Origin of the sequence: Streptomyces tendae (assembly GCF_008632955.1) — a bacterium.
In the GTDB taxonomy this organism is placed as follows: Bacteria; Actinomycetota; Actinomycetes; order Streptomycetales; family Streptomycetaceae; genus Streptomyces.
On record NZ_CP043959.1, the window covers coordinates 42,479 to 64,259 of the forward strand.

The 21,781-nt window shown below is 73.1% G+C and carries 19 protein-coding genes and 1 pseudogene; 14 read left to right on the forward strand and 6 right to left on the reverse strand.

Annotated features, from left to right (window positions below; all coding sequences use genetic code 11):
* Positions 1 to 114 precede the first annotated feature (114 nt).
* The 3 genes from F3L20_RS00210 to F3L20_RS00220 are packed head-to-tail and all read left to right on the forward strand — an operon-like array spanning position 115 to position 3,261.
* A complete protein-coding gene (locus F3L20_RS00210; RefSeq protein WP_150150824.1) occupies positions 115 to 1,227 on the forward strand; it encodes a DUF5819 family protein in 1,113 nt (370 codons plus the stop codon).
* Complete coding sequence (locus tag F3L20_RS00215) at positions 1,224 to 2,468, forward strand: HTTM domain-containing protein (protein WP_150150826.1); 1,245 nt, start codon at positions 1,224 to 1,226, stop codon at positions 2,466 to 2,468. The genes F3L20_RS00210 and F3L20_RS00215 overlap by 4 nt, the downstream gene beginning before the upstream one ends.
* Positions 2,469 to 2,478: 10 nt before the next feature.
* Complete coding sequence (locus F3L20_RS00220; RefSeq protein WP_150150828.1) at positions 2,479 to 3,261, forward strand: TrmH family RNA methyltransferase; 783 nt, start codon at positions 2,479 to 2,481, stop codon at positions 3,259 to 3,261.
* A 7-nt stretch (positions 3,262 to 3,268) separates the two neighbouring features.
* On the opposite strand, the gene paaN is transcribed toward F3L20_RS00220, so the two are convergent.
* On the reverse strand, positions 3,269 to 4,960 hold the full coding sequence (gene paaN, locus F3L20_RS00225) for a phenylacetic acid degradation protein PaaN (protein ID WP_150150830.1): 1,692 nt from the start codon (positions 4,958 to 4,960) through the stop codon (positions 3,269 to 3,271).
* Positions 4,961 to 5,120: 160 nt separating this feature from the next.
* On the opposite strand from paaN, the gene F3L20_RS00230 reads away from it, so the two are divergent.
* Both F3L20_RS00230 and F3L20_RS00235 read left to right on the forward strand, forming a co-directional pair.
* Entirely contained in the window at positions 5,121 to 6,635 is a 1,515-nt protein-coding gene (locus F3L20_RS00230) for a 3-hydroxyacyl-CoA dehydrogenase (RefSeq protein ID WP_150150832.1), read from the forward strand.
* Complete coding sequence (locus tag F3L20_RS00235; protein WP_150150834.1) at positions 6,632 to 7,222, forward strand: TetR/AcrR family transcriptional regulator; 591 nt, start codon at positions 6,632 to 6,634, stop codon at positions 7,220 to 7,222. Before F3L20_RS00230 ends, F3L20_RS00235 begins: the two co-directional genes overlap by 4 nt.
* Before the next feature lie 47 nt (positions 7,223 to 7,269).
* Here the strand turns inward: F3L20_RS00235 and F3L20_RS00240 are convergent, their stop codons facing one another.
* Positions 7,270 to 7,755, reverse strand: a complete 486-nt coding sequence (locus F3L20_RS00240) for an Lrp/AsnC family transcriptional regulator (protein ID WP_150157163.1) — start codon at positions 7,753 to 7,755, stop codon at positions 7,270 to 7,272.
* A gap of 189 nt (positions 7,756 to 7,944) precedes the next feature.
* Here F3L20_RS00240 and pdhA point away from each other — a divergent pair, with 189 nt between their 5' ends.
* The 7 genes and pseudogenes from pdhA to F3L20_RS00270 all read left to right on the forward strand — a co-directional run bounded on the left by pdhA (position 7,945) and on the right by F3L20_RS00270 (position 15,135).
* Positions 7,945 to 9,087, forward strand: a complete 1,143-nt coding sequence (pdhA, locus tag F3L20_RS00245; protein ID WP_150150836.1) for a pyruvate dehydrogenase (acetyl-transferring) E1 component subunit alpha — start codon at positions 7,945 to 7,947, stop codon at positions 9,085 to 9,087.
* Positions 9,084 to 10,088 carry an alpha-ketoacid dehydrogenase subunit beta gene (locus F3L20_RS00250; protein WP_150150838.1) on the forward strand — a complete coding sequence of 335 codons (1,005 nt, stop codon included), beginning with the start codon at positions 9,084 to 9,086 and terminating at the stop codon, positions 10,086 to 10,088. Before pdhA ends, F3L20_RS00250 begins: the two co-directional genes overlap by 4 nt.
* Positions 10,088 to 10,522: a biotin/lipoyl-containing protein gene (locus F3L20_RS34335; RefSeq protein WP_240810802.1), complete on the forward strand. Its 435-nt coding sequence runs from the start codon at positions 10,088 to 10,090 to the stop codon at positions 10,520 to 10,522. The genes F3L20_RS00250 and F3L20_RS34335 overlap by 1 nt, the downstream gene beginning before the upstream one ends.
* 100 nt (positions 10,523 to 10,622) lie before the next feature.
* Positions 10,623 to 11,561, forward strand: a pseudogene (locus F3L20_RS34340) (dihydrolipoamide acetyltransferase family protein); the annotation flags it as partial.
* Between the two features lie 177 nt (positions 11,562 to 11,738).
* The gene (locus F3L20_RS00260; protein WP_150157164.1) at positions 11,739 to 12,656 is read left to right on the forward strand and encodes an NTP transferase domain-containing protein; all 918 of its coding nucleotides are present in this window, start codon (positions 11,739 to 11,741) and stop codon (positions 12,654 to 12,656) included.
* A complete protein-coding gene (locus tag F3L20_RS00265) occupies positions 12,653 to 14,044 on the forward strand; it encodes a molybdopterin molybdotransferase MoeA (protein ID WP_150150840.1) in 1,392 nt (463 codons plus the stop codon). Before F3L20_RS00260 ends, F3L20_RS00265 begins: the two co-directional genes overlap by 4 nt.
* Complete coding sequence (locus F3L20_RS00270) at positions 14,041 to 15,135, forward strand: potassium channel family protein (protein WP_150150842.1); 1,095 nt, start codon at positions 14,041 to 14,043, stop codon at positions 15,133 to 15,135. The genes F3L20_RS00265 and F3L20_RS00270 overlap by 4 nt, the downstream gene beginning before the upstream one ends.
* Before the next feature lie 56 nt (positions 15,136 to 15,191).
* Here the strand turns inward: F3L20_RS00270 and F3L20_RS00275 are convergent, their stop codons facing one another.
* Together F3L20_RS00275 and F3L20_RS00280 are read right to left on the reverse strand one after the other, a co-directional pair.
* Entirely contained in the window at positions 15,192 to 16,040 is an 849-nt protein-coding gene (locus tag F3L20_RS00275; RefSeq protein ID WP_145829393.1) for an ABC transporter permease, read from the reverse strand.
* Positions 16,037 to 17,053: an ATP-binding cassette domain-containing protein gene (locus F3L20_RS00280; protein ID WP_145829392.1), complete on the reverse strand. Its 1,017-nt coding sequence runs from the start codon at positions 17,051 to 17,053 to the stop codon at positions 16,037 to 16,039. Before F3L20_RS00280 ends, F3L20_RS00275 begins: the two co-directional genes overlap by 4 nt.
* A gap of 207 nt (positions 17,054 to 17,260) precedes the next feature.
* Between F3L20_RS00280 and F3L20_RS00285 the strand changes: the two genes are divergently transcribed.
* Complete coding sequence (locus tag F3L20_RS00285) at positions 17,261 to 18,244, forward strand: NAD(P)H-quinone oxidoreductase (RefSeq protein WP_150150845.1); 984 nt, start codon at positions 17,261 to 17,263, stop codon at positions 18,242 to 18,244.
* A gap of 22 nt (positions 18,245 to 18,266) precedes the next feature.
* On the opposite strand, the gene F3L20_RS00290 is transcribed toward F3L20_RS00285, so the two are convergent.
* Entirely contained in the window at positions 18,267 to 18,989 is a 723-nt protein-coding gene (locus F3L20_RS00290) for a hypothetical protein (protein ID WP_150150848.1), read from the reverse strand.
* Between the two features lie 210 nt (positions 18,990 to 19,199).
* On the opposite strand from F3L20_RS00290, the gene F3L20_RS00295 reads away from it, so the two are divergent.
* Complete coding sequence (locus F3L20_RS00295) at positions 19,200 to 19,739, forward strand: bacterial proteasome activator family protein (protein ID WP_150150851.1); 540 nt, start codon at positions 19,200 to 19,202, stop codon at positions 19,737 to 19,739.
* Between the two features lie 159 nt (positions 19,740 to 19,898).
* Here the strand turns inward: F3L20_RS00295 and F3L20_RS00300 are convergent, their stop codons facing one another.
* The gene (locus tag F3L20_RS00300) at positions 19,899 to 21,539 is read right to left on the reverse strand and encodes a protein kinase domain-containing protein (protein WP_150150853.1); all 1,641 of its coding nucleotides are present in this window, start codon (positions 21,537 to 21,539) and stop codon (positions 19,899 to 19,901) included.
* Positions 21,540 to 21,781: the final 242 nt, after the last annotated feature.

A 21,781-nucleotide genomic window follows, 5' to 3' on the forward strand; every position in this document is an offset into this window, starting at 1 on the left:
CCGGGGCTGAGTACCGTTCCGTGCGACGCGGAGGCGCGGTCGTGGCCCCGCGCCGTGAGGGCCTCGCGGCCGGGCGGACGCGGTAAGGACCGGGAACTCGGGGAGCGGGGCGGAATGAACGCGTACGACAAGGGCTCGGACGCCCGGCACGGGCCGGCACGGCCCGCTGTGCCGGGTCCGCGCGCCCCGCTGCCCGGACCCCCACCGCCATCGGACGCGCCGGGCCCGGCCGCATCCGACGTGCCCACTCCGGACGCGCCGGAGTCGGACGCAGCGCCCGGCCTCACGTCTCCCGCGCCGGAGACTCCCGGGGCCGACGTGTCACCGGCGCTCGCGTCGGACGCATCCGAGGCGCCCGCGTCCGACGTACCGGAGCCCCACAAGGCGCCCGGCCCCGGGCTGCCCGCTCCGGGCTCCGAGGGGCCGGACTCCGGCACCTCGGACGCCGCACCGGAAACACCCGAACCGTCCGCCGTGCCTCCCGACAGCAGGGAGACACCGAGCAGGACACCGAGCGGTCTCCAGAATCCAGCGCCCCCCGGCGCGGAGGAGGCTTGGGGCGGACCGCTCGCCGAAGCCCGTACCGGCGTGGCCGCCCTCTCCCTGCGCTATCAGATCGGTGCCGCGCTGGCCCTCGCGGTCGTCGCCGTCGCGGTCTGCGTGCACCTCGGCATGACGTTCCTGCACGTCGCCCCGGCGAACACGGTGAGCAAGAAGCACAGCGAGACCATCGCCGACTGGATCTACCCGGAGTTCGAGCAGAACTGGAAGCTGTTCGCGCCGAACCCGCTGCAGCAGAACGTGTCCGTGCAGGTGCGCGCCGAGATCCGCACGCCGGACGGCGGGAGCCGCACCACCGGCTGGTACGACCTGTCGGCCCAGGACGGCCGGGCCATCGACGGGAACCTCGCACCCAGCCACACGCAGCAGAACGAGCTGCGCCGCGCCTGGGACTTCTTCGTGGCCACCCACGACGACGACAACCGCCCGGTGGGCATGCGCGGAGCGCTCTCCGAGACGTATCTGCGCCGGATCATGGCCATGCGCCTCGACCGGGCGGACGCGGCCGGCCCGGACGGCGAACTGGCGAGGGTCCAGGTCCGCTCGCGTACCACCGACGTGCCGCCACCGTCCTGGAGCAAGGAGAAGGTGTCCGGCAAGCCCGTGTACCGCGTGCTCCCCTGGTGGACGCTGCCCGAGAAGGAGATCCGGGGAGGCATCGGGTGAACCGTGTCTCGCTGGCGGTGTCCCGGGCGATCGCCCGCGTCACCGACTCCCCGCTCGGCCCGCACCAGACGGCGGTGCTCCGCATCGGACTCGCCCTCACCTGGCTGCTGTTCCTGCTGCGCGAATACCCCCACCGTCAGGAGCTCTACGGCCCCGACGGCCCGTGGGACTGGGACCTCGCCGCACAGCTGGTGTCGACGAACCAGGCGTTCACCGTGCTGCTCTGGTCGGACAGCCGGCTCTGGTTCGAGGCGGTCTACGCCCTGGCCGTGCTGGCCGGCCTGCTGCTGCTGCTCGGCTGGCGCACCCGCACCATGTCGGTGCTGTTCATGGTGGGTGTCCTGGCGCTGCAGAACCGCAGCGTCTTCATGGGCGACGGCGGCGACAACGTCCTGCACATCATGGCGATCTACCTGGTCTTCACCCGGTGCGGCCGGGTGTGGTCCCTGGACGCGCGCCGGGCGCGCCGGGCCGACGAGGCACGCGCACGGGGGGAGCTGCCGCGCGACCGGGTGGGACCGGCATTGTGGGCGGTGCTCGGCTCCGTGCTGCTCCTGGCGTTCCTGGCGGGCCGGACGGACGGTGACTGGTTCATACCGGCGGTGCTGTGGGGCGTGTGGCTCGCGCTCGCGGTGTGGTGGCTGGTCGGGCGCCTGGCGAGGAGCGGGCAGCCGCGGATCCTGCTGGACGTCGTCGCGAACGTCGTCCACAACGGCGCGCTGCTGGTGATCATGGCGGAGGCCTGCCTGATCTACGCCACGGCCGGCTGGTACAAGGTCCAGGGTTCGCGCTGGCAGGACGGCACCGCGGTCCACTACCCGCTGCACCTGGAGTACTTCTCCCCCTGGCAGGGACTGGCCGACCTGCTCTCCGCCAACGGCACCATGGTGATGCTGGTGACATATGTGACCGTCGTCGTGCAGGTCGCCTTCCCGTTCACGCTGTTCAACCGGCGGGTCAAGAACGTCCTGCTGACCTTCATGATCATGGAGCACGCGGTGATCGCCGTGGTGCTCGGGCTGCCCTTCTTCTCGCTGGCGATGATCGCGGCCGACGCGGTCTTCCTGCCCACGTCCTTCCTGCGCCGGATCGGCGCTCTGGCGGCACGCGCCCAGGGGCGGCTGCGCTCGCCCGCGTCCAGGTCACCGGCCCCGCCGCCGCGGCGCCCGGCCGGCCTTCCCCCCGGAGGCCCGGCGGGGCCCGCCCCGGTGACGGGCGGCGTACCGGGAGCGCGCACGTAGGCTGCCTGCCATGACCGACGCCGCCCACGACCCCGCCGCCGCGTCCCCGGACCCGGTGGCCGCATGGCGCCGTGCCGCCCCGGACGCGGTACTGCTCGACGGGTTCCACGCCCTCAAGCACGCCGTGCGCTTCGGCGCCGAGGTGCTCACCGCGCTCACCGCCGACCGGGCCGGCGCGCTGACGCTCGCCGACGAACTGGCCGAGGACGTGCGGGACGCGATGGCGGCGCTGCTGACGGAGGTGCCGTACGGGACGTACGCCTCGCTGGTGCCGCGTCCGCACCCGACCGCCCTGGCCGCCCTGGCCGTACGGCCCGGCCGCGCGGACAACCTGGCGAGGCTGGCGCACGCCCCGCGCACCGCTCCGGTGGTGGTCCTGGACCAGCCGCGCAATCTCGGCAATGCGGGGGCGGTGGTCCGGCTGGCCGCCGGATTCGGGGCGACCGGAGTCGTCACCACCGGCACGCTCGACCCCTGGCACCCCACCGTGGTGCGCGGCGGGGCGGGACTGCACTTCGCCACCGCCGTGGAACGGCTGACCGTGGACGAGCTGCCGCCCGGACCGGTCTTCGCGCTGGACCCGGAGGGCGAGGACATCCGCTCCCTGAAGCTGCCGGACGACGCCCTGCTCGCGTTCGGCTCCGAGCGCAGCGGCCTCTCGCCGGAGCTGCGCGCGCGGGCCGACCATCTGGTGGCGCTGCCGATGCGCCCCCAGGTCTCCAGCTACAACCTCGCGACCAGTGTGGCCATGACGCTGTACCACTGGAGCGCCGCCGGGGGCGCACCCTCCTGAGGCGGGCTCACGCCTCCCGGCGTACCTCGATCACCCGGAAGCGGTTGGACACGAAGGCACCGTCGCACAGGGCGGCGTTGGCCGCCGCGTTGCCGCCGGAGCCGTGGAAGTCGGAGAACGCCGCGGTCTGGTTGACGTAGACCCCGCCGGTGAGGTTGAGGGAGAGCTGGGCGGCCTCTTCCAGGCAGACCTCCTGGACGGCCTCCTCGACCTCGGGGGAGGTGGTGTAGGCGCCGACCGTCATCGCGCCCTTCTCCTGGATGGTGCGGCGCAGCAGCTCCGTGGCGTCGGCGGCCGAGTCGACGGCGACGACGAAGGAGACCGGGCCGAAGCACTCGCTCATGTAGGCGGCCTCGGCGTCCGGCTTGGCGCCGTCCAGCTTCACGATCACCGGGGTGCGGACCACCGCGCCGGGGAACTCCGGGTTGCTGATCTCGCGGGAGGCGAGGGCGACCTCGCCGAGACCGGCGGCCGCCTCCAGGCGTGCCTTGACGTCCGGGTTGACGATGGCGCCCAGCAGGGCGTTGGCGCGGGTGTCGTCGCCGAGCAGGCCGTCGACCGCCTTCGCCAGGTCGGCGGCGACCTCGTCGAAGGACTTGGGGCCCTGGTTGGTGGTGATGCCGTCGCGGGGGACCAGCAGGTTCTGCGGGGTGGTGCACATCTGGCCGCTGTAGAGCGACAGGGAGAACGCCAGGTTGGACAGCATCCCCTTGTAGTCGTCCGTCGACTCCACGAGCACCGTGTTGACGCCGGCCTTCTCCGTGTACACCTGCGCCTGGCGCGCGTTGGCCTCCAGCCAGTCGCCGAACTCGGTGGAGCCGGTGTAGTCGATGATCCGGATCTCCGGGCGGGTGGCCAGCGTCTTGGCGATGCCCTCGCCGGGCCGCTCGGCGGCCAGCGCCACCAGGTTCGCGTCGAAGCCGGCCTCGGCGAGGACCTGGCGGGCGACCTGGACGGTGAGCGCGAGCGGCAGCACCGCGCGGGGGTGCGGCTTGACCAGGACCGCGTTGCCGGTGGCCAGGGAGGCGAACAGGCCCGGGTAGCCGTTCCACGTCGGGAAGGTGTTGCAGCCGATGACCAGGCCGATGCCGCGCGGGACCGGGACGAACGTCTTGGTGAGGGCGAGCGGGTCGCGCTTGCCCTGCGGCTTGGTCCACTCCGCGGTGTCGGGCGTGCGGACCTGCTCCACGTACGCGTAGGCCACCGCCTCCATGCCGCGGTCCTGCGCGTGCGGGCCGCCGGCCTGGAACGCCATCATGAACGCCTGGCCGGAGGTGTGCATGACCGCCTGGGCGAACTCCATCGTCCGGTCGCTGATCCGCTTGAGGATCTCCAGGCAGACCACCGCGCGGGCCTCCGCGCCCGCGTCGCGCCAGGCGCGCATCCCGGCCTTCATGGCGGGCAGCAGGGTGTCGAGGTCCGCGTGCGGGTAGCTCACGCCCAGCTCGACGCCGTAGGGGGACGTCTCGCCGTCCACCCAGCCGTCCGTGCCGGGCTGGCCGAGGTCGAGGCGGGTGCCGAGCAGGGCGTCGAAGGCGGCCTTGCCCGCCGCCATGTCCAGGCTGCCGTTCTCCCCGTAGGCCTTGGGGTGCTCGGGGTGCGGGGACCAGTACGCGCGCGTACGGATCGCTTCCAGAGCCTGGTCCAGGGTCGGACGGTGGCGGGCGATCAGCTCGTGCGCGGTGAGTTCGGCGGCCATGCGGGACCAACTCCTCGTCTCAGGAACTCTTCGTCGAGCTCTTGGACCTTGCGGAAACGTAGTCAGGGACAGGCGGTCAGAGTTAGAGTAACCGAACGATCGGTCGGGACAAGGGGGTCCGCCGCATCTGTGGAAATCACCGTGCGGGAGGATCGCGCACATGACAGCACTCGACCTCAGCAGTCCCGTGGCCGTGGTCGGCACCGGCACCATGGGGCAGGGGATCGCCCAGGTCGCGCTGGTCGCGGGCCATCCCGTGCGGCTGTACGACGCCGCCCCGGGCCAGGCCGGCAAGGCCGCCGACGCGATCGGCGCCCGGCTCGACCGGCTGGTCGACAAGGGGCGTCTCACCGCCGACGGGCGGGACGCGGCCCGCGCCCGTCTGCAGCCCGTCGACGAGCTCTCCGGCCTCGCCGGCTGCGCCCTGGTCGTGGAGGCGGTCCTGGAGCGTCTCGACGTCAAGCAGGAGCTGTTCCGGGCGCTGGAGGACGTCGTCGACGACGACTGTCTCCTCGCCACCAACACCTCGTCCCTGTCGGTCACGGCGATCGGCGGCGCCCTGCGCGTGCCCGGCCGCTTCGTCGGCCTGCACTTCTTCAACCCCGCGCCGCTGCTGCCGCTCGTCGAGGTCGTCTCCGGCTTCGCCACGGACGTCGCGTACGCCACGCGTGCGTTCGAGGCGGCCCGCGCCTGGGGCAAGACGCCGGTGGCCTGTGCGGACACCCCCGGCTTCATCGTCAACCGCATCGCCCGCCCCTTCTACGCCGAGGCCTTCGCGGTGTACGAGTCGCAGGGCGCCGACCCGGCCACCGTCGACGCGGTGCTGCGCGAGTCCGGCGGCTTCCGGATGGGCGCCTTCGAGCTGACCGACCTCATCGGGCAGGACGTCAACGAGTCCGTGACGCACTCGGTGTGGCAGGCCTTCTTCCACGACGTGCGCTTCACGCCGTCCCTGGCGCAGCGCAGGCTGGTCGAGTCCGGCCGCCTCGGCCGCAAGACCGGCCGTGGCTGGTACGACCACGGGGAGGGCGCCGAGCGCCCCGAGCCGCACACCGCCGCGCCCGCCGCACCGCCCGCGTACGTCGTCGCCGAGGGTGGCCTCGGGCCGGCCTCGGAGCTGCTCGACCTGATCCGCGAGGCGGGCATCGAGGTGCGCGAGGCGGAGCGGAACGACGGCGCCCGGCTGGTGCTGCCGAGCGGCGGACAGCTGGTGCTCGCCGACGGGCGGATCTCCGGAGAGTTCCGTGACGTGGTCCATTTCGACCTGGCGCTGGACTACCGCGAGGCCACCCGCATCGCCCTGGCGCATGCCTCGCACACCTCGCCGGTCACGGTGACCGAGGCCACCGGACTGTTCCAGGCGCTCGGCAAGAAGGTGAGCGTCATCGGGGACGTCCCCGGGATGATCGTGGCGCGGACGGTGGCCCGGATCATCGACCTCGCGGTCGACGCGGTCGCCAAGGGCGTCGCCACCGAGGAGGACGTCGACACCGCGATGCGCCTGGGTGTGAACTACCCCCTCGGGCCCTTCGAGTGGAGCCGCCGGCTCGGCCGGGGCTGGGCCGGGTCCCTGCTGGACGAACTGCACGGGGTGGACCCGTCCGGCCGTTACGCGCCGTCCCTCGCCCTCCACCGGTACGCGTGCGCCACCGACCAGCGGGAGGACACTCCATGACCACCGCCAAGCGGGACACCTACACCCCGGAGACGCTGCTGTCCGTCGCCGTGCAGGTGTTCAACGAACGCGGCTACGACGGCACCTCCATGGAGCACCTCTCCAAGGCCGCCGGCATCTCCAAGTCGTCGATCTACCACCACGTGGCCGGCAAGGAGGAACTGCTGCGCCGCGCGGTGAGCCGGGCGCTCGACGGTCTCTTCGAGATCCTCGATGAGGAGCACGCGCGCGTGGGGCGCGCGGCCGAGCGCCTGGAGTACGTCGTACGGCGCATGGTCGAGGTGCTGATCGCGGAGCTGCCCTACGTGACGCTGCTGCTGCGGGTGCGCGGCAACACGGACACCGAGCGGTGGGCCCTGGAGCGACGGCGCGAGTTCGACCACCGGGTGGCCGGGCTGCTGAAGGCGGCGGCGGCCGACGGGGACGTGCGCGAGGACATAGACGTACGGCTGGTGACCCGGCTGGTCTTCGGCATGATCAACTCCATCGTGGAGTGGTACCGGCCGGACGGGCGCGGCATGAACGAGCGCGAGGTGGCCGACGCGGTGGCGCAGCTGGCCTTCGGGGGATTGCGCAAGGCGGTCTGAGGCGGTTGCGGGGCCCGGGTTCCCGCGCCCGCGGGCCGGCCCCCGTCTCACCCCTGCGGCTCCAGGTCCTCCTCCTCGAAGACGAGCAGCGTGCGGGTGCTCAGCACCTCGGGGATGGCCTGGAGCCGGGTCAGCACCAGCTCGCGCAGCGCCCGGTTGTCCGGTGTGTGCACCAGCAGCAGCACGTCGAAGTCCCCGCCCACCAGAGCGATGTGCGAGGCGCCGGGGAGCTGCCGGAGCTGCTCGCGCACCGTGCGCCAGGTGTTCTGCACGATCTTCAGGGTGATGTACGCCGACGTGCCGTGACCGGCCCGTTCGTGGTCGACGCGGGCTCCGAAACCGCGGATGACCCCGTCCTCGACGAGCCGGTTGATCCGCGCGTACGCGTTCGCCCGGGAGACGTGCACCCGTTCGGCGACCGACCGTATCGACGCGCGGCCGTCCGCCTGCAGCATGCGCAGGATGTCCTGGTCGATCGCGTCGAGGGGCCGCGCCGGCGGCAGCGGTCCGGTCCCCTCCTGCCCCTCGGCCATTTGTTCAGATGCCACCCGCCCCCACCTCTCCGCCGTGGACGTCCTGCATCCATCCCACGGTGTGGAGAACCGTTTGTCCACAGCCTGATGCCACCCGTAGCCAAAATGTGCCGGCGACCGAACAATCGGTTGGTGAGGCGCGTCACAGACGCCGTGCCTCCGTCAGTCGTCCCACGAGGAGGTGCCGTCATGACGGTCATGGAGCAGCGGGGGGCCTACCGGCCGACCCCGCCGCCCGCCTGGCAGCCCCGTACCGACCCCGCCCCGCTGCTGCCGGACGCGGAGCCGTACCGCGTGCTAGGCACCGAGGCGGCGACGAAGGCCGACGCCGGCCTGCTGCGCCGGCTGTACGCGGAGCTGGTGAAGGGCCGCCGGTACAACGCGCAGGCCACCGCTCTCACCAAGCAGGGCCGCCTCGCGGTGTACCCCTCCAGCACCGGCCAGGAGGCCTGCGAGGTCGCCGCCGCCCTGGTGCTCGAGGAGCGCGACTGGCTGTTCCCGAGCTACCGCGACACCCTCGCCGTCGTCGCCCGGGGCGTGGACCCGGTCGAGGCGCTCACCCTGCTGCGCGGCGACTGGCACACCGGCTACGACCCCCGTGAGCACCGGGTGGCGCCGCTGAGCACCCCGCTCGCCACCCAGCTGCCGCACGCCGTCGGTCTCGCCCACGCCGCCCGTCTCAAGGGTGACGACGTGGTCGCGCTCGCCATGGTCGGCGACGGCGGCACCAGCGAGGGCGACTTCCACGAGGCGTTGAACTTCGCCGCCGTCTGGCAGGCCCCCGTGGTCTTCCTCGTGCAGAACAACGGCTTCGCGATCTCCGTCCCGCTCGCCAAGCAGACCGCGGCCCCGTCGCTGGCCCACAAGGCCGTCGGCTACGGCATGCCCGGCCGCCTGGTCGACGGCAACGACGCCGCCGCCGTGCACGAGGTCCTCGCCGACGCCGTACGGCGTGCCCGCGCGGGCGGCGGCCCGACCCTGGTCGAGGCGATCACCTACCGCGTGGACGCCCACACCAACGCCGACGACGCGACCCGCTACCGCGGCGACTCCGAGGTCGAGACGTGGCGACAGCACGACCCGATCACCCTGCTGGAGGGGGAGCTGACCGGGCGCGGCCTGCTGGACGAGGCCGGCGTCGAGACCGCCCGGCAGGACGCCGAGACCATGGCCGCCGACCTGCGCGCCCGCATGAACCAGGACGCGGAGCTCGACCCCATGGACCTGTTCACGCACGTCTACGCCGAGCCGACCCCCCAGCTGCTGGCCCAGCGCGAGCAGCTGCGCGCGGAGCTGGCGGCCGAGGCCGAGTCGGAGGGGACGCAGGCATGACCACCGTCGCCGTGAAGCCGGCCACCATGGCGCAGGCCCTCACGCGCGCCCTGCGCGACGCGATGACCGACGACCCGTCCGTGCACGTGATGGGTGAGGACGTCGGCACGCTCGGCGGCGTCTTCCGGATCACCGACGGCCTCGCCAAGGAGTTCGGCGAGGACCGCTGCACGGACACGCCGCTGGCCGAGGCGGGCATCCTCGGCACCGCAGTCGGCATGGCCATGTACGGGCTGCGGCCGGTCGTGGAGATGCAGTTCGACGCGTTCGCCTACCCCGCGTTCGAGCAGCTCGTCTCGCACGTGGCGAAGATGCGCAACCGCACCCGCGGCACGATGCCGCTCCCCCTCACCATCCGCATCCCCTACGGCGGCGGCATCGGCGGTGTCGAGCACCACAGCGACGCCTCCGAGGCGTACTACATGGCGACTCCGGGGCTCCATGTCATCACGCCCGCGACCGTCGCCGACGCCTACGGCCTGCTGCGGGCCTCCATCGCCTCCGACGACCCGGTGGTCTTCCTGGAGCCCAAGCGGCTCTACTGGTCCAAGGACACCTGGAACCCGGAGCAGCCGACGGCCGTGGAACCGATAGGCCGCGCGGTGGTGCGGCGCTCCGGGCGGAGCGCCACCCTCATCACCTACGGCCCGTCCGTCCCCGTCTGCATGGAGGCCGCCGAGGCGGCCCGGGCCGAGGGATGGGACCTCGAAGTCGTCGATCTGCGCTCCCTGGTGCCGTTCGACGACGAGACGGTGTGCGCCTCGGTGCGGCGGACGGGACGCGCGGTCGTCGTCCACGAGTCGGGCGGCTTCGGCGGCCCCGGCGGGGAGATCGCGGCCCGGGTCACGGAGCGCTGCTTCCACCACCTGGAGGCGCCGGTGCTGCGCGTGGCCGGGTTCGACCTGCCGTACCCGCCGCCGATGCTGGAGCGTCATCACCTGCCCGGTGTGGACCGGATCCTGGACGCCGTGGGGCGTCTGCAATGGGAGGCCGAGAGCTGATGGCACAGGTGCTGGAGTTCAAGCTGCCCGACCTCGGTGAAGGGCTCACCGAGGCGGAGATCGTGCGCTGGCTGGTCGAGGTCGGTGACGTCGTCGCCGTGGACCAGCCGGTCGTCGAGGTCGAGACGGCCAAGGCGATGGTGGAGGTGCCCTGCCCCTACGGCGGTGTGGTCACGGCCCGTTTCGGCGCCGAGGGCACCGAACTGCCCGTCGGTGCCCCGCTGCTGACGGTGGCGGTCGGTGAGACGGCGGACGACGGCCCGGCCGGTGACGCCGCGGGCGCCGCGGGCGCCGGGGACACGGCGGCTTCCGACAGCGCGAGCGGCCGGGAGCCGGCCGCCGACGGCTCCGGCAACGTCCTGGTCGGCTACGGCACCTCGCAGGCACCGGCCCGGCGCCGCCGGGTCCGTCAGGCCCCGGCCGTCCCGCGGTGAACGGGCGCCGAGGCCGGTGGAGCCCGCGGAGGCGACGCGGACGGCCGACACCGCGCGGGAGACACCGCGCACGGCACCCGGCACACCCGGAAAGGGCACGGCGGACGGACCGGTCCCCGTGATCTCGCCCCTGGTGCGCAGGCTGGCCCGGCAGAACGGCCTGGACCTGCGGGAGATGACCGGCTCGGGCCCCGACGGGCTGATCCTGCGCGCGGACGTGGAGTACGCCCTGCGCGCCGCCGGGACCCAGAGCCGTACGGACGCCGGGACCGGGAGCCGTACGGACGCGACGGCCGGCGAACGGGCCACGGCCGCCGCGCCGGTGGCCGCCGCCTCCGGGAGCACCCCGTCGGTCACCCGGATCCCCCTCAAGGGCATCCGGGGCGCCGTCGCCGACAAGCTCTCCCGCAGCCGCACCGAGATCCCGGACGCGACCTGCTGGGTGGACGCCGACGCGACCGAACTGATGCGGACCAGGGCCGCGATGAACGCCGCGGGCGGGCCGAAGATCTCCGTCCTGGCGCTGCTGGCCCGGATCTGCACGGCAGCCCTCGCCCGCTTCCCGGAGCTCAACTCCTCGGTGGACACGCAGGCCAGGGAGATCGTCCAGTACGCGGACGTGCACCTCGGGTTCGCGGCGCAGACCGAGCGCGGGCTGGTCGTCCCGGTCGTCCGTGACGCGCACACCCGGGACGCCGAGTCGCTGACGGCGGAATTCGTCCGGCTCACCGAGGCGGCCCGGGCGGGGACGCTGACGCCCGGGGAGCTGACCGGCGGCACCTTCACCCTGAACAACTACGGGGTGTTCGGCGTCGACGGCTCCACGCCGATCGTCAACCACCCCGAGGCGGCCATGCTGGGCGTCGGCCGCATCGTCCCCAAACCGTGGGTGCACGAGGGCGAGCTGGCGGTCCGCCAGGTCGTGCAGCTCTCCCTCACGTTCGACCACCGGGTGTGCGACGGCGGCACGGCGGGCGGATTCCTGCGGTACGTGGCCGACTGCGTCGAGCAACCGGCGGTGCTGCTGCGGACGCTGTGACCCCGTAGCGTCCCACCGGCCTTCGGAGGCTTGCGGCGTGCCCCTGCGTTCCCTGTGATCGTGGGGGCACGCATACTCGGGGGTGACCGAGAACCAGCCGTCCCAGCACCCGCCGGCGGCGCGCCCGGCGACGCGTCCGGCGGCTTCCCGGAGGGACCCGCCGCGTACGACGCCGTCGTGCTCGCCGGCGGTGCCTCCCGGCGGCTCGGCGGCACGGACAAGCCGGCCGTGCGGGTCGGCGGACGGCCGCTGCTCGACCGGGTGCTCGCGGCCTGCGCCGACGCCCGCACCACGGTGGTCGTGGCCGACCCCCGGCCCACCACGCGCCAGGTGGTCTGGGCCCGCGAGGACCCGCCGGGCGGCGGGCCCCTCGCCGCGCTCGACGCCGGCCTCCGGCACCTGACGGCGGAACACGTCGTGCTGCTCTCCGCCGATCTCCCGTTCCTGGGCCGCCGCACCGTCGGCGCGCTGCTGGCCTCCCTTCGCCGAGGTGCGGCCGACGGCGTGCTGCTGACCGACTCCGACGGCCGGGACCAGCCGCTCGTGGCCGCGTACCGGACCGGTGCCCTGCGCCGCGAGCTGGCCGCTCTCACCGCCCGGCACGGCGGACCGGCCGGGCTCCCCCTGCGCCGGCTCACCGGTGCCCTCGACCTTCTCCGCATCTCCGACCCGGTGGCGTCCTTCGACTGCGACACCTGGGACGACATCGCCACTGCCAGGGCACGCATCAGGGAGCATGGACACGTGTTGGACGAATGGATCTCCGCAGTCAAGGACGAGCTGGGCATCGACCTGGACGTCGACACCGGCCTGCTGCTCGACCTGGCCCGTGACGCCGCCCACGGGGTGGCGCGGCCCGCCGCCCCGCTGACCACCTTCCTCGTCGGCTTCGCGGCCGCCCAGGGGAGCGGCGACCGGGACGCCGTGGCCGAGGCCGTCCGCAAGGCCGTCGCGCTGGCCGGACGCTGGGCCGAGGAGGACACCCCGGAGGCCGCTTCCCCCGGCACCCCGTCCGCCGACGCCGACGGCGCCGCCGCCGAATCCGGTGGTACCGCGCCCGGTGCGGCACCCGGCACCCGCCCGGACGCGGGATGACCGCGCGTGCAGCCCGGGCCGGTGAGGACGCCGACGACCTCGACGTCGAGGAGGCGCTCGCTCTCGTGAAGGACGCCCACGACCGCACCGCAGGTGACCACGCCCCAGGCGGGCACGGACAGGGCGCCGGCACGTCCGGCGGTTCCGCGCACCGTGACGCCACGGAGTGGACGGAGGCCCGGGCCGTTGCCGAACGCGCCCCACGCCTCGGCGGCGGCAGGAGCACCGGGTACCTGACCCCGGTGGCCGTCCCGCTCGGCTCCGCACTCGGCCTCACGCTCACCGCCCCGCTCCTGGCCCTGACCGACCTGCCGTCCTTCGACACCTCCGCGATGGACGGCTGGGCCGTCTCCGGTCCCGGGCCCTGGGACGTGCGGGAGAAGGGCGTGCTCGCCGGGCACAGCGCGCACGCGCCGCTGACCGACGGCGAGGCCGTCCGCATCGCCACCGGCGCCCGCATCCCGCCGGACACCACCGCCGTGCTGCGCAGTGAGCACGGCCGCACCGACGACAAGGGCCGGCTGTTCGCCACCGCCGAGACCCGGGCGCCGCACACCGTCTCGCACGGCCAGGACATCCGCCCCCGGGGCCAGGAGTGCCGCAGCGGCGACCAGTTGCTGCCCGTGGGCACGCTGGTCACCCCGCCGGTGCTCGGCATGGCCGCCGCCGCCGGTTACGACACGCTCACCGTCGTCCCCCGCCCCCGCGCCGCCGTGTTCGTACTCGGCGACGAACTGCTCGGCGAGGGGCTGCCGCACGACGGACTGATCCGGGACGCGCTGGGCCCGCTGCTCCCGCCGTGGCTGCGCGCCCTGGGCGCCGAGGTCGTCGACGTACGGCGGGTCGGCGACCAGAAGGACGCGCTGCTCAAGGCGCTGACGTCCTGCGACGCCGATGTGGTCGTCACCACCGGCGGCACCGCCGCGGGACCGGTCGACCATGTGCACCCCACGCTGCGCCGCCTGGGAGCCGAACTGCTGGTGGACGGCGTCGCGGTGCGCCCCGGCCATCCGATGCTGCTGGCCCGGATCAAGGAGGGCCGGTACCTCGTCGGCCTGCCGGGCAACCCCCTCGCGGCCGTGTCCGGCCTGGTCACCCTCGCCGAGCCCCTGCTGCGGACCCTCGCCGCCCGCCCCGCCCCCGAGGGGTACACGCTGCCGCTCAGGGACGCGGTGCAGGGACACCCGTACGACACCCGGCTGGTGCCCGTCGCCCTGCGCGGTGACCGGGCGCTGCCGCTGCTCTACAACGGTCCTGCCATGCTGCGCGGGGTCGCCGCGGCGGACGCGCTGGCCGTCGTACCGCCCGGGGGTGCGAAGCCCGGACAGGATGCGGAACTGCTGGACCTGCCCTGGGCGTCCGGGGGAATCGGGGTGTGTTTCACGTGAAACTTCCGGGCCAGGACGTCATCGCCCGCCAGGCGGACGAGCATCTGGTGACGTACCGGGTGAAGCTGCCCCGCAAACTGGTGGAGCACCCGATCCGGCAGGTCGCCAAACGGCTGTCGACGGCTCTGCTGGTGCTGGTGGTGACGGCGCTCGTCGTCTACGCCGACCGGGACGGCTACACCGACAACTCCGACGGATCCGTCGATCTCCTCGACGCCTTCTACTACGCGACCGTCACCCTCTCCACCACGGGGTACGGCGACATCACGCCGGTCACGGACGCGGCCCGGCTCACCAACATCTTCGTCATCACGCCGCTGCGGGTGTTGTTCCTGATCATCCTGGTCGGCACCACCCTCGAGGCCCTCACCGAACGCACCCGGGAGGAATGGCGGCTGAACCGCTGGAGGTCCACGTTGCGCGATCACACCGTAGTCGTCGGATTCGGGACCAAGGGCAGGTCCGCGATCAGGACGGTCTGCGCGACGGGGCTCCGCAAGGAGCAGGTCGTGGTGGTCGATCCCAGTGCCAAGGCGATCGACGCGGCCACGGCGGACGGCTACGCGGGCGTGATAGGGGACGCGACGCGCAGCGAGGTGCTGAAGCGCGCCGAACTCCAGCGGGCCCGCCAGGTCATCATCGCGACCCAGCGCGACGACACGGCGGTCCTGGTGACGTTGACGGCGCGCCAGATCAACCGGACCGCGAAGATCGTCGCCGCGGTCCGCGAGGAGGAGAACGCCCCGCTGCTCAAGCAGTCGGGTGCCGACGCGGTCATCACCAGTGCCAGCGCGGCGGGGCGGCTGCTGGGCCTGTCGGTGCTGAGCCCGGCCGCCGGCATGGTCATGGAGGACCTGATCCAGCAGGGCACGGGGCTCGACGTCGTCGAACGGCCGGTCATAAAGGCCGAGGTGGGGAAGTTGCCGCGGGAGATGGACGACCTGGTGGTGAGCGTCGTACGCGGGCACCGGGTGCTCGGCTACGACGACCCGGACGTCGGGACGCTGGAGCTGACGGACCGGCTGATCACGATCGTGCGGGCGACACCGGGCAGCCAGGTGGCCCCGGACGTCCGGCCGCTCCGCGACTGAGCAACGGTACGGCCCCGGGGATCGCGTCCTCGGGGCCGTACCGCGTCCTGGGCCGGCTACTTGCGGTTGTACAGCCGCATGGTGACCGGTCCGAAGACGACGACGAACAGGGCCGCCCAGCCCACCGTCCACATGACGTCGGCGGCCGGCCAGTCACCGGCCATCAGCCCGCGGACCGCCGACGCCAGGTGCGTGACAGGGCTGTTGTTGACGAACGCCTGCAGCCAGCCCGGCATGGTGCGCGGGTCGACGAAGACGTTGGACAGGAAGGTGAGCGGGAAGATCACCATCATGCTGACGCTCATCACCGACTTCTCGGTGCGCAGCAGCAGCCCGAACATCGTCCAGATCCACGAGAAGGCGAACGAGAACAGCAGCAGCAGCGCGATCCCGGCCAGCACCCCGTGGACCCCGCCGTCGGCGCGGTAGCCGAGCAGCAGTCCCACGGTGAGCATGACCACGGAGGCGATGGTGTAGCGCAGGGCGTCGCCGAGCAGATAGCCGACCATCGCCGAGGGCCGCCAGATCGGCAGCGAGCGGAAGCGGTCGAAGACGCCCTTCTCGATGTCGATGTTCACCGAGACGCCGGTGTACATGGTGATCATGACGACCGACATCACCAGGATGCCCGGCAGGACGAACTGGATGTAGTCCTTCGGTGAACCCGCCAGCGCACCGCCGAAAAGGTACGTGAACATCAGCAGGTTCATGATCGGGAACGCGGTGACGTCGAAGAGCTGTTCCGGCACGTGCTTGATCTTCAGGATGGCGCGCCAGCCGAACGTCAGCGACGTGGACAGGGAGCTGGGCCGCGGCGGGCGCTCCTTGGCGACCAGCAGGGCCGCCAGCGACTCGGCGCTGACGGGCGCGAGCTCCTTGGTCTCCGTGCTCGTGGCCGTGCTCATGCCGCCACCTCGTCCTTCGTGTCGGTGCCGGGGCCGTCCGCGGCGCCGGTGTCGTGTCCGGTCAGTGCCATGAAGACCTCGTCGAGGCTCGGCTGGCCGAGGGAGAAGTTGTCGACGGTGACGCCGGCCCGGGACAGCTCGGTGAGCGCGCGTGCCGCCTGGTCGGCCGCGCTGTCGCTGGTCGAGGCGTTCAGCCGGGCTGTCAGCGCCACCGGGTCGGGCTCCAGCTGCACCTCCGCGAGCAGCAGGTCCCGCAGCAGCCGCTCGGCGTCCGGCCGCCGGTCGGGGTCCCGCAGCCGCAGATGGACGGAGCCGGCGCCCACGGACGCCTTGAGCTCGCCCTTGGTGCCCTCGGCGATCACCCTGCCCTTGTCGATCACCGCGATCCGGGACGCGAGCTGGTCGGCCTCGTCCAGGTACTGCGTGGTCAGCAGCACCGTGGTGCCCTGGGCGACCACCGCGCGCACGATGTCCCACACCTGGTTGCGGCTGCGCGGGTCGAGACCCGTGGTCGGCTCGTCGAGGAACAGCAGGTCCGGGGTGTTGAGGATGGACGCGGCGATGTCGATGCGGCGCCGCATGCCCCCGGAGTACTGCTTGACCTGCTTGCCCGCCGCCTCGGTGAGCCCGAAGGCCTCGAGGAGCTGGGCGGCGCGGTCGCGGGCCGCGGGCTTGCGGTGGCCGAGCAGCCGTCCCAGCAGGACGAGGTTCTCGGTGCCGGTGAGGTCCTCGTCCACCGACGCGTACTGGCCGGTGAGGCTCACGCGGGCACGCACCGCGTCCGCGTCGCGCACGACGTCGTGGCCGAAGACGTGCGCCTCACCGCCGTCCGGACGCAGCAGGGTGGCGAGCATCTTCACGGTGGTGGTCTTGCCCGCGCCGTTCGGTCCGAGGACGCCGTAGACCGTGCCGGTCGGCACGGTGAGGTCGACCCCGTCGACGGCCCGCGTCTCACCGAAGGTCTTGACCAGGCCTGCGGTCTCGATCGCCGTGCCGGACGTCTGCGTGCTCATGCTTCGGGTCCTTCCGCGTGCTTGGGCTACGCATGGAGAGACCTTTACCGTCGCGCAAACTCATCGGTCCCGCACGCGGATTTCGGCGTTCGCGCGGACGATGTCGCACGGCGGCCCGCCCACCGCGCCCGTCGGCGCTCTCCCGCGGTGCCCCGGCATGCGGCGCACCCAGCGCGGCGTCCGGTCCCCCGGAGTACCGTCCCCTTCATGTATGCGATCACGATTCCCGAACCCGGTGGGCCCGAGGCGCTGGTCTGGGACGAGGTCCCCGATCCGGTGGCCGGCGAGGGCGAGGTCCTCGTCGAGGTGGTGGCCGGCGCGGTCAACCGGGCCGACATCCTCCAGCGGCAGGGCTTCTACCACCCTCCGTCCGGCTCGTCCCCGTACCCCGGTCTGGAGTGCTCCGGCCGGATCGCGGAGATCGGTCCCGGGGTGAGCGGCTGGGCGGTCGGCGACGAGGTCTGCGCGCTGCTCACCGGCGGCGGTTACGCCGAGAAGGTGGCCGTGCCCGCCGGACAGCTGCTGCCCGTCCCCGACGGGCTGACCGTCGACCGGGCGGCGGCGCTCCCCGAGGTCGTCTGCACGGTCTGGTCGAACGTCTTCATGATCGCCCACCTGCGCCCCGGCGAGACGCTGCTCGTGCACGGCGGCTCCAGCGGCATCGGCACCATGGCGATCCAGCTCGCCAAGGCCGTGGGGGCGAAGGTGGCCGTGACCGCGGGGACGAAGGAGAAGCTGGAGCGGTGCGCCGAACTGGGCGCCGACATCCTGATCAACTACCGCGAGCAGGACTTCGTGGCCGAGCTGAAGCAGGCCACCGACGGCGCGGGCGCCGACGTCATCCTGGACAACATGGGCGCCAAGTACCTGGACCGCAACATCCAGGCCCTGGCCGTCAACGGCCGGCTCGCGATCATCGGCATGCAGGGCGGGGTGAAGGGCGAGCTGAACATCGGCGCCCTGCTCGCCAAGCGCGCCGCGATCAGCGCCACCACGCTGCGCGCCCGCCCGCTGGAGGAGAAGGCGGCGATCGTCGCGGCCGTGCGGGAGCACGTGTGGCCGCTCGTCTCGGGCGGGCACGTCCGTCCGGTGATCGACCGGGAGATCCCCATGCCGGACGCCGCCGAGGCGCACCGGGTGGTGGAGGACAGCTCCCACATCGGCAAGGTCCTGCTGGTCACGCCGAACTGAGCGCGGGCGCCCGGGCGCGGGTTCAGCGCACCCCGCGCTCCTGCCGCATCCGCAGCCCGAGGAAGGCGAGGGCGAGCCCGAGCCCGATCAGGACCAGGCCGCTGCCGAGCGGCAGGATCCGCAGCACCGGCTCGACGGCCGTCCCGGTACCGGCGACGGCGTTCGGCTCCGCGGCCGTCGACGACGTGGCGGGCACCGGGGCCGCGGCGGAGGAGGCCGGCGTGTCGGCGCCGCCGGGGTCCGTGTCCGCGGCACCGGCCGGGTCCTGCGCCGGGCTCGTCGCGTCGAGCCGGGCGTTCGGCCGCCGGCCCCCGTCGCCGTCCGGCTGTCCGGCCGCGTCGCGGGCGCCCTCGCCCGCCTCCGTCTCCCGGCCCCGCCGGGGCGGAGCGGTCTCCCGGGACTCCTCGGACGCCGTCTCCTGCCGCCCGGGCCGCTCCCGGCCTTCGCCGGGGCCGCTTCCGGCACGGGACGCGGAGGGTGAGGTGGAGGGCGACGCAGTGGACGGGGCGGAGGGGAAGCGGGACACCGACCGCGGCTCGGCGTTCCGGAGGTCGTCGGTGTCCGACGGCGGTGGAGCGCCGCGCGGGTCGTCGGCGTCCGACCGAGGTGCGGCGCTCCGGGGGGCGGCGATGCCCGGTGGCTTCCGCTCCGCCCCGTAGGCCACACCGGCCGTGCCCGGCGGCCCGGCGACCGGGCCGAAGGGCAGCACCGCCGCCCCCGCCCCCAGAACGAGACTCGCCCCCATTACACGCAGCCATGGAGTCACGACCGTGACCTCCCGCGCCGGCCGGTGCTCGGCCGCACCGTCGGCAAGATGGGCCGGATGGACGCCAACAGCCTCGCACCGCCGGGCGGACCCGGCATGTCGGACAGGGCCGTCCGAAGGACCCCGCGCCGGCGGCGGCTTCCGGGGGCGGCACCACGGTGTGAACGGGGTGTGCGCGACAATGGCCTCATGGAGATGCCGAGGAACGAACGGTCGCCGGAGAATCCGCAGATCCTGGTCGTCGGCCAGGACGGTATGGCGCTCAGCGGCGGCAAGGGCGACGAGGACTCCCGTGAGACCCCGGTGACGGAGCAGGTGGAGCAGCCGGCGAAGGTCATGCGGATCGGCAGCATGATCAAGCAGCTGCTGGAGGAGGTGCGGGCGGCTCCTCTCGACGAGGCCAGCCGGGCCCGGCTCAAGGAGATCCACGCCAGTTCGGTGAAGGAGCTCGAGGACGGGCTGGCCCCCGAGCTGGTCGAGGAGCTGGAGCGGCTCTCCCTGCCCTTCACGGACGAGACCACCCCCAGCGACGCGGAGCTGCGCATCGCGCAGGCCCAGCTGGTGGGCTGGCTCGAGGGCCTCTTCCACGGGATCCAGACGACGCTCTTCGCCCAGCAGATGGCGGCGCGGGCCCAGCTGGAGCAGATGCGCCGCGCTCTGCCGCCGGGTGTCTCCGAGGGCTCGGAGGACGTCAACCCGGGCGGCCGCTCGGGGGGTCCCTACCTGTAAGCACCCGCCGAAGCGCGGGCCCGTCCGCCGGTGCCCGCCGAGACGCGGGGGCCTGCACGCCCCTCGCCCGCACGGCCCGAACCGCACGAAGGGGCCCGGCACGGATGCCGGGCCCCTTCCGTATGTCCGCGCGGTCCGCCCCGCGGCGGAGCGGCCGGGTCAGGACGGCGGGTTGCCCGTCGAGACCTTGAGCGTGATCTCCGGCATGTCCTCCGGGTCGACGTCCGTACCGGGGGGCGGGAACTGCTCGCGGATCGAGCCGTCGCCGTAGGTGTTCTCGTCGACCTTGACGATCTTGAGGTTGTTCCCCCAGCCCGCGGCCTGGAAGCACGCCTTCACCGAGGCGATGTGCTTGAACTTGAAGTTGGGCAGCTGGACCTTCTCCGGGTCGTTGTACGACTCCTGCGGGTCCTCGCACTTCTCCGGGTCGATCGTCTTCGAGGTGTCCGGCCCGCGGTAGCCCTCGGCCCTGGTCGCCGAGGGCGACGCGCCGCCGGCCTGCGGGTCCTCGTCGTTGTTGTTGATGAGCAGCGCCGCGATCAGGCCGCCGACCGCCAGCACCGAGACGACGATCGAGCCGATGATCACCGGGGTGTTCCGGCCGCCGCGCCCCGCGTTGCCGGTGCCGGATCCCTGGGGCGACATCGTGTACGGCGGCGGGGTCGACGCGCCCTGCTGCGCGTACGGCGTGGGCGCGGGCGTCGGGTAGCCGCCCTGTTGCGGATAGCCGTACGACGGGGAGGGCGTGGCGGGTGCCGGGGTGCCGTACGGGTGCGGCGGCGGGGGCGTCGGCTGGTACGGCGTCCGGACGCTGCCCGGGGGCGCCTGGTGCGCCTGGTCGACCGGCGGGAACACCGCGGAGCCGACACCGGCGCCGCTCGGCGTCTGCGAGCCGGGCACGATGCTCGGCGGGGCCGCCTGGACGGACTGCGCCACCCGCAGGCACTCGCCGCGCATGGCCTCCGCGCTGGGGAACCTCTCGTTGGGGTTCTTCTTCAGGGCGCGGGAGATCAGCGCGTCCACGGCCGGCGGCAGCGAACGGTTGATCGAGGAGGCGAGCGGGGGCTCCTCCTGCACGTGCGCGTAGGCGATCGCCAGCGGCGAGTCCGCGTCGAACGGCAGCCTGCCGGTGACCAGCTGGAAGAGCATGATGCCGACCGAGTAGAGGTCGGAGCGCGCGTCGACGCCCCGGCCGAGCGCCTGCTCCGGGGAGAGGTACTGCGGGGTGCCGACGACCATGCCGGTCTGCGTCATCGAGGTGACGCCGGACTGCATGGCGCGGGCGATGCCGAAGTCCATCACCTTGACCACGCCGCGCTTGGTCATCATCACGTTGCCCGGCTTGATGTCGCGGTGGACCAGCCCCATCTCGTGGCTGATCTCCAGCGCCGCCAGCACGTCGGCGGTGATCTTGAGGGCCTTGTCGGCGGGCATCGCGCCCTGCTGCCGTACGTCCTCGTCGAGCACGGAGCCGAGCGGGCGGCCCTCGACGTACTCCATGACGATGTACGGCGTCGTCATGCCGTCCACGTCGTCCTCGCCGGTGTCGAACACCGAGACGATGTTGGTGTGCGTGAGCTTCGCCACGGACTGGGCCTCGCGGCGGAAGCGCTCGCGGAAGGCTTGCTCCCGGCCGAGTTCCGTGTGCAACGTCTTGATGGCGACCTGACGGTCGAGCACCGAGTCGTAGGCGAGGTGCACCGAGGCCATGCCGCCCTGGCCGAGCAGGTCCCGCAGTTGGTAACGTCCGCCGGCGAGCGCCCGCCCCGCGTGGCGGCCCTGTGCGCCGTCCTGGCTCATGCTTTGCGTCCCCCGTAGCCTCTCCGGCGTCCGGCGCCGCCGTCGGTGACTGTCTCTTCGTAGATCGAAAGTGCTATTCCCGGCCAAGTCTGCCCCAGGGCACCGACACGTCAAGCGCGGTGCCCGTTCCGTGACCGTACGCGAAAGAAGCGTCGCGGAAGCGTTACAGCGGTCGTACCGCTGGTACACGGAATTTGCACGACAGTACGGGGAGCGGGTTTGATGACCGGTCCGTCTCGTGC